Annotated in this window: 6 protein-coding genes and 1 rRNA gene; all 7 read right to left on the bottom strand. The window is 59.8% G+C overall.

From position 1 onward, the window contains the following. Positions 1–284: 284 nt before the first annotated feature. Positions 285–1,364, bottom strand: coding sequence for a tartrate dehydrogenase (locus tag ACZ92H_RS29270; protein ID WP_131379043.1), 1,080 nt, complete (start codon positions 1,362–1,364; stop codon positions 285–287). Positions 1,365–1,440: 76 nt separating this feature from the next. After that, the gene (locus ACZ92H_RS29265; protein ID WP_465051954.1) at positions 1,441–2,931 is read right to left on the bottom strand and encodes a DUF3482 domain-containing protein; all 1,491 of its coding nucleotides are present in this window, start codon (positions 2,929–2,931) and stop codon (positions 1,441–1,443) included. Beyond that, positions 2,928–4,406 carry a DUF2868 domain-containing protein gene (locus ACZ92H_RS29260; RefSeq protein WP_465051955.1) on the bottom strand — a complete coding sequence of 493 codons (1,479 nt, stop codon included), beginning with the start codon at positions 4,404–4,406 and terminating at the stop codon, positions 2,928–2,930. Before ACZ92H_RS29260 ends, ACZ92H_RS29265 begins: the two co-directional genes overlap by 4 nt. Before the next feature lie 62 nt (positions 4,407–4,468). Next, positions 4,469–5,158 carry a phosphatase PAP2 family protein gene (locus ACZ92H_RS29255; protein WP_465051956.1) on the bottom strand — a complete coding sequence of 230 codons (690 nt, stop codon included), beginning with the start codon at positions 5,156–5,158 and terminating at the stop codon, positions 4,469–4,471. A 221-nt stretch (positions 5,159–5,379) separates the two neighbouring features. Beyond that, positions 5,380–6,606: a sensor histidine kinase gene (locus ACZ92H_RS29250; RefSeq protein WP_465051957.1), complete on the bottom strand. Its 1,227-nt coding sequence runs from the start codon at positions 6,604–6,606 to the stop codon at positions 5,380–5,382. Further along, positions 6,593–7,282: a response regulator transcription factor gene (locus tag ACZ92H_RS29245; protein WP_465051958.1), complete on the bottom strand. Its 690-nt coding sequence runs from the start codon at positions 7,280–7,282 to the stop codon at positions 6,593–6,595. The genes ACZ92H_RS29250 and ACZ92H_RS29245 overlap by 14 nt, the downstream gene beginning before the upstream one ends. Before the next feature lie 101 nt (positions 7,283–7,383). Then, positions 7,384–7,482: ribosomal RNA gene (rrf, locus tag ACZ92H_RS29240) — 5S ribosomal RNA — on the bottom strand; the annotation flags it as partial.

Raw genomic sequence — 7,482 nt, 5'->3', positions numbered from 1 at the left:
ATTTCTTCGTGAACATTTGATATTTTAAGTATGACGTTACCGAAGTAACGCTGCACTTGCATCAAATGTCCACACTTATCGACTGTTAATTGTTAAAGAACTGTATTCGGTACTGCTTTCGCGCTATTGACAAAGCGTTGTGTTTGTCAGCTGCGAAGAAGGAAGAGTATGAAGCATTTCGCTACGTCCGTCAACTCCTTCTTTTTCTCTACTTCACTCGGCATTTGCATGCGTCGTTCAGCGAGGGGGCGAATTATAGCCAAGCCGCCCAAGGGCGGCAAGCTTTATTTCAGCAATGCTGCAACCGCCATGCCGACATCGCTTGTACTGGCACTGCCGCCCATGTCCGGCGTGCGCGGACCGTGCTCCAGCACCTGCTCGATGGCGCGCAGAACCGCGTCATGCGCGGCCCGGTAATTGGCGTCGCCATTGCCGAGGAAATCAAGCATCATGGCGCCCGACCAGATCATGCCGATGGGGTTGGCGATATTCTGGCCATAGATATCGGGAGCGGAACCATGTACCGGTTCAAACACGGACGGGAAGGTGCGCTCCGGATTGATATTGGCCGATGGCGCGATAGCGATCGTACCCGTACAGGCAGGGCCCAGGTCGGACAGGATGTCGCCAAACAGGTTCGACGCCACCACCACATCAAAGCGTTCGGGGCTCAATACAAAACGGGCTGCCAGGATGTCGATGTGGTATTTGTCCCAGCGGACATCGGGAAACGCTGGTGCCATCGCCTCGACCCGCTCATCCCAGTACGGCATGCTGATGGCGATACCGTTCGACTTGGTCGCCGATGTCAGGTGCTTCTTGGGGCGGCTTTGCGCCAGTTCAAATGCATATTGCAAGATGCGGTCGACACCCTTGCGCGTAAACACGGATTCCTGCAGCACCGTTTCACGCTCGGTACCCTCGAACATGCGCCCGCCCACGGACGAATATTCCCCTTCCGTATTTTCCCGCACCACATAGAAGTCGATATCGCCCGGCTGTTTGTTCGCCAACGGGCAAGGCACGCCCGGCATCAGGCGCACCGGCCGCAAATTGACGTATTCATCGAATTCGCGCCGGAATTTTAATAAGGAGCCCCATAGCGAGATATGATCAGGCACCTTGTCTGGCCAGCCGACGGCGCCAAAATAGATGGCGTCAAAATCCTTGAGCTGCGCAAACCAGTCCGATGGCATCATTTGCCCATGCTCCAGGTAATAATCGCAATTGGCCCAGGGCATGGTCGTGAACTGCAGGCTGATATTGAATCGGCGCGCGGCGGCCTCGATGACGCGCAAGCCCTCCGGCATGACTTCATTACCGATGCCGTCACCGGCGATGACCGCGATTTTATGTGTACGCATGGAGAATCCTGTTGGTAATGGCGCTGGAAACAGACGCTGGAAGCAGACGCCGGAGATAGACGCTGGCGGCCCGCATTTACAGCTGCTGCGCCACGTCCGGATACAAACGGGCCAGCACATCGGAGGTGATCGCCGTGATAACCGGCTGCGCGCGATCGGCGGCCAGCTCCCCGGACTTCTCGCGGCGCACGTCTTTCCACACTTCGGCCAATGCAGCATCATGGCGCGCCACCGCTTGTTCCACTTCATCTTGCCAGAATGCCGGCGCTTCGCTTTCAACGAAATTGCCGCGGCCACGGCCAAAATGCGCCACCGCCAGATACCGCAGCACGCCCGCCACCACCAGGGTGCGCAAGAAAGCATCCGTAAATTGCATGGTCGGCTCATTGCGATCCGTACCGGAATTAAACCCCCAGGCGGCGCCGGCAAATGTCAGCGCGCCGACGACACCGCCAAGCAGCGCGCCGGTGCCCAGGGTCAGGCCACCCGAAATCAGATCGGCCGACAAGCCCGTCGCCGCACCGGAAATCATCGCGCCCAGCAAACCGGCTTGCGCCTTGTCGATCGGCGCGCGCACGGCAAAGTTTTCCCGCACCCGGGTATTGATCTTGTGCGCATCGGTGGGATCGAGCTTATGCAATATCAACAGTTCGCGCGTGGTCTCGCCGCTGCGCGTATTCAGGCGCGCCACGAGATTGGCCATGGCCTTTTCCTGGCGCTGCTGTTCTTCATTCTTGCCGATGCCGACCACTTGCAAGGCTGATTTCAACAGCCCCTTGGAAACGGGAGCGATCGCCTCGCTATCCTGGGCGGCTACCACCAGTTGCGTGGAGAGCAAATGCATGGCCTGCTGGAAGCGCGCCGCGTTCTGGGCCTGCCATGTGGCAAACAAGCGCGCATAGCCGGCCTGCTGCGCCGCTGGCAGCAATTTGCCTACCGCTTCGTAAAACACGCGCTCATGCACCCAGCAGCGGGCGAAGGCATCGAGCGCCAGGACGTCGCGCACGATGGGATATTGCTGCAAATGCTCACGCCAACGCGCCTGCTCGCCATGCTCCTCGTTGCCCGCGCGTGGCGGCCCCATCTGATTGAGCAAGACCACCACGGGCTTGCCGAGCCACTCGAGGATTTTCATCTCCGCCGGCAGGTAGCCCGCATCCTTGGGATGTTCCGAAGAATTCACGAGATACAACACGACGTCGGCCGCATCCTTGGCCGTGCGCAAGGCTTGCTGGCTGAGCCAGAACGGGCGGTCGCGATAGCGGTCCAGCACTTCGCGCAGGAACCAGCCGATGGGATTGCCGGACTGGCCAAGGCGCTTGAGCAGCCGCACCGAGTCGCCAAAGCCGGGCGTATCCCACAATTGCAGGCTATCGCCCTGCGGCGTGGCCAGCAAGATATGCGACTCCGCAAACACCGTCACGTGGGCGGCATCGCGCACTTCGCCGATATCCACGCCCACCAGGGTGCGCGCCAGGGTGGTCTTGCCATTATTCGTATGCGAAATCAGGGCAAACTGTATCTGCACCGCATCACCCTGCTCACCTTTGTTCACATTCACGCTCATGCTGCTGCCGATACTTTCAACCCCACACCCGCGTCGAGCGGATGCAAGGCAGGATTGAGTAAATTGACCACGGTGGCCGTAGTTTTGTGGAATTGGCAAAACTGCTGCCACAGAGCCACTCTTTCCGCCAGGCGGGCAGCATTATCAGCTTGCTCGCCAGCATGTTCCAGATAGCTGGACTCGTCGATCAGCACGGCAATGCCGCGCGCCGACGATTGCACCAGATAATCGAGAAAAGCGCCGTGATTTTCCTTTTCCGGCGTCGCCGTCAGGTTGAACAGTACGGCCGTGATATTGACTTGCGGATCATTCAAGTCCGTGCCGCGCAAGACATCCTGCGGCTCCTCGCCATACGAGGTCGATGGCCGCAGCATCACACGGCCCTGTTCGCCAAACAGCATGAGGGATAACTGGCCCAAGCCCTTGTGGCGTGCCTCATCGACTGTAAAGCTGTAGGGCAACACGCGCAGCATGCCGCCCGTGGCCACGCCGATGCTTTCATTAAGCTTGCGGAAATACGGCTGATCCAGATCCAGTGGAAAATGTTTCGCCAGGCGCGCGGCGCGCCAATGATTGAGCAGCGCCAGGATCACGCGCGGCACGACCACCAGCAGGAAGATGGTTGCCGCATACAGATGCACCCAGCGCGCGCCGCCTTCGACGTTCGTGGTTTGCGGGAAGCGCAGCGCCTCGATTTCGGCCAGTGAAAAACCTTGCAGGTGGAACAGGGCGATGGCCGGCGCAAACAAGGTCGAGAGCAGACTGTGCACCTGGCTGGCACCGAGAAACGTGCTTTCCCAACCAGCCGCGTATTGCGACAGGAAACCGCGCGCATACAGCGAGGCGACGGCGCCGATGGCAAACATGGCGGCGCTCAGGTGTATCGTGCGGCTCAGGCGCGCGGCCGTCAGCTTGGCGCTCAAGTGCGCCCACTCCCCCATGAAACTGAGCAAGCCCGAGGACAGCGCATGCGGCAGCTTGCGCGGCAGGGCCAGGCGGCCTATGCTCAGGCGGCGCACCAGCCCCGCTTTCGGCCAGCCGAGGGAATGGGAAGGAATGCAGAGCCAGATCAGCAAACCCAGATAGACGAGCAGATTCCAGGCGATGATCAGCAATAAGGGAGCGGACAGCAAGTCGACGCGGTGCGGGTCCGTGATGCGGTCGAGCCCGGCACCCAGCAGCAGGGACAGCAGGGGCAAGGTCAGTGCCAGGGTTTTCATGCCGTTGCGGCGTTTCGCAAAGGCGGCGAAGGCAGGCGTGCGCTCGGTGATGCGCTTGAGGATCAGCTCGGAACGCTGCTGCAGGAAATCGTCGCCCGTCACCTCGGCCTGCTTGCCAGAGGCTTGCCACTGGGCAAGCTCCCGCGCGCTGCGGCTGGCATACATGCGATCGTCCTCGCTGAGGACTTCTTTTTTCTGGTCAGCCGTCTCGATAGCCCGGACCAATACTACTTCTCTCGCAATCTGCTCGTTCATGGCGCTCCTGTTTTTGTATGAAACGACAACTCGACAGGCAGATTGTGACGTACTTTTGTATTTCAGGCCAACGCGTCATCGGCTTTCAGCAGTTGATACAGCAGATACACGAGGAAGGCGGCGATCCAGGCCGACCATAAGGTATGCGTGAAGAACTGTGCCCCTTGCATCTGTTGCAGCCAACCGAGTCCCAAGCCGCACAGCAGCATGACGCCTGCGGCCAGCGCCGCCAGGCGTGGCTGGCGCGGCCAGAAAAACAGCGGCACGGCCAGCAGCCACCACGCGGTGCTCGCCTGCATGGCCGACGGACACATCATGGCAGACGACTGCTCCGGCACGCTGTCCAGCAAGCGCACATACGATTCGAGTCCACCATAACGCAGCAAATCCGTCGGGCACAGCACGCCGCTGAACAGGGATAGCAGATAGATGCCGAGCGGCACCAGCAAGGCCGACAGCGCCAGGACCCGCAAGGCCGTGCGGCGCGATGCGGACACGCGCAAGGGGCGCAACGCATCCCAGATGGCCAGCAGGATGGTGGCGCCGGCCAGCAGGATCAGGCCGAACTGCAGATTGGCCGCCAGCCCGCTGGCGTTGCCGGAAAACTGCCCGCGCGCGCCATCAAACATGCTGTCGGCCAACGTCAAGTCGAGATTGCTGTAATTGCCGATCCAGATGATCAGCATGGCCGACAGCATCAGTACGCTATCGATACCCTTGGGGGTTTTGAGAAGTTTCAGTTTGGCCAGCATGGATGTGCACAATTACTCGATGATATGAAAGGAATGGCCGCAGAATGCAGCTGCCACGCAAGCCATCGTACAGTGTCAAGATGAAGGGAACATGACGGCGCGCGCCGCCAACAACACGGGCGGTGCAAGACGAGCGTGGCGGAACCTTACAAGTACCGGGATGAAGTGCACGTCAGGTGCGCGTTAATTTTTCGTTAAACACGCAAAAATGCAGGAAGGCGTTAACTAAAATCAATGCTCAGCAGCGTGCCACCGCCAGGGCGAACGCTGAATTCCAGGCCGGCGCCCAGGTACCGGCAAATGCGCTGCACCAGCCCCAAGCCCAGGCCGGTACCTGACGAACCCGCCAAGTTCACCGGCATGGGCTGATGCAGCAGGCGGGCGCGCGCCGCTGCGGACAAGCCCGGCCCCGTATCCTCGACGATCAGGGCGCGTTGCGCCAGGCGCACGATCACCTCGCCCTGCAGCGTATATTGACAGGCATTGCGCACCAGGTTGCCAATCGCAGCGCTCAGCAATTCACGCGGCGCGTTGACGAGAAAATCGCTCCCGCCCGCAAACACCAGTGTGAGCGGTTTGCCCGCCGTATACGATTGATAGCGCTGGCACTCTTGCCGGGCCAGTTCCGCCACGGAAAGTGGCGCACATTCCAGCAGCTCGGGCGCACGCGCCAGGCGCAGCAGCACCGTTACGGAATCGCTGGCTTCGCGCGCGGCCCGGGCGATGCGCTCAGAGGCGGAATGCACGACAGGATCGGTGGGACCTTGCTCCATCAGGATTTCCGCCGCGCCCGTAATCACCGTCAACGGCGTGCGCAGTTCATGACTGACATCTCCCGTAAAAAAGCGTTCACGGTCGAGAACTTCCGTCAATTCCGCCGTACGGTCGGCAAAAGCACGCGATAATACCCCCAATTCATCGGTGCGATCCTGCAGCGGCAAAGCCGGTGCGCCAGCCTTGACAGCGCGCGTCAAGGCCATGATCGGCGTGATGAGGCGGTTGGCGATGAATGCTCCCAGCAGCGAAGCGCACATCAGGAAGCCGAGAAACCCCAGGGCAAACATGCTGTACACCACCAGCTCGATTTTTTCATATTCGGTGGCTTGGTCGATGACGACGAACTCGCCATGCACATCGCTGCCTACCAGCACGTGCAAGTCGGCGCCGTCGACGGTTTTTTCATGCATGCCCGGCGCCAGGCCTCGCAACGGTGGCGGCGTATCTTCGGCATGATGAAAACTCAATCCGGCCGGCATCTCGACGGACAAACCGGCAGCACGCCTGGGCGAGGCCCAGGCCGCCACTTCCTTCAGGCGCTCGTCGACGAGGCGCACTTCGATGCCTTCGACGGCGATGCCGGCCATGATGGCAAAAAAGATGCTCGCCGCCACGGCGAACAACAAGTAGGCGACGATGATGCGCCGCTTCAGGGAGCTAAACGGACGCATCTTCACTGAGTAATTTATAGCCGATGCCGGGGATGGTGCGCAGCATGGGAAAGGCGTATGGTTTGTCGAGCACCTGGCGCAGTGCATGGATGTGCGTGCGCAGGGCATCGCTGTCGGGACGCTCATCGCCCCAGACCTCATGCTCGAGCATGTCGCGCGGCACCAGCTTGGGCGCTTCGCGCATCAGGCATTTCAGGATGGTGTAACCGGTCCTGGTCAGGGTCAATACCTGGCCGGCACGCCGGACTTCGAACTTTTCCAGATCAAAACGCAACTCACCCACTGTCAATATGGCCGCGCCCGTGGTTTGCCCGCGCGCGCGGCGCAGCAAGGCTTTCAGCCGGATCTCCAGTTCCAGCAAGGAAAATGGCTTGACCAGGTAATCATCGGCCCCGCTATCGAAACCGGCGACCTTGTCTTGCAAAGTGTCACGCGCCGTCAGCATCAGCACTGGCGTACTGTTTTTCAATTCATCGCGCAGTTTTTGGCACAATTCCAGTCCCGTCAGGCCCGGCAGCATGACATCAAGCACGATAACATCGTAGTCATGTTGAGCCAGCAAGGCCAGACCCGCATAGCCGTTCATGGCCGAGTCGAGCGCATGGCCCTTCGGCTCCAGATAAGCGTAGAGATTGGCAAGGATATCGGGATTGTCTTCAATGATCAGGATGCGCATACGCCATTGTAGGGGGAATTAAAGCGCATCAAACAAAACCGCCAGACGAAAAAAAAACCCGCTCATTGCTGAGCGGGTTTTTCTCTTACTGCGAATAACAAGCCTGACGATAACCTACTTTCACACTGGTTGCAGCACTATCATCGGCGCAAAGTTGTTTCACGGTCCTGTTCGGGATGGGAAGGGGTGGGACCAACTTG

This window comes from Janthinobacterium foliorum, from assembly GCF_978021625.1.
This window is presented reverse-complemented; position numbering and strand designations above follow the sequence as displayed.

Coding starts and splice junctions, on each gene's coding strand:
- ACZ92H_RS29270 (WP_131379043.1), bottom strand. CDS start 1,364: ATGCGTACACATAAAATCGCGGTCATCGCCGGTGACGGCATCGGTAAT.
- ACZ92H_RS29265 (WP_465051954.1), bottom strand. CDS start 2,931: ATGAGCGTGAATGTGAACAAAGGTGAGCAGGGTGATGCGGTGCAGATA.
- ACZ92H_RS29260 (WP_465051955.1), bottom strand. CDS start 4,406: ATGAACGAGCAGATTGCGAGAGAAGTAGTATTGGTCCGGGCTATCGAG.
- ACZ92H_RS29255 (WP_465051956.1), bottom strand. CDS start 5,158: ATGCTGGCCAAACTGAAACTTCTCAAAACCCCCAAGGGTATCGATAGC.
- ACZ92H_RS29250 (WP_465051957.1), bottom strand. CDS start 6,606: ATGCGTCCGTTTAGCTCCCTGAAGCGGCGCATCATCGTCGCCTACTTG.
- ACZ92H_RS29245 (WP_465051958.1), bottom strand. CDS start 7,282: ATGCGCATCCTGATCATTGAAGACAATCCCGATATCCTTGCCAATCTC.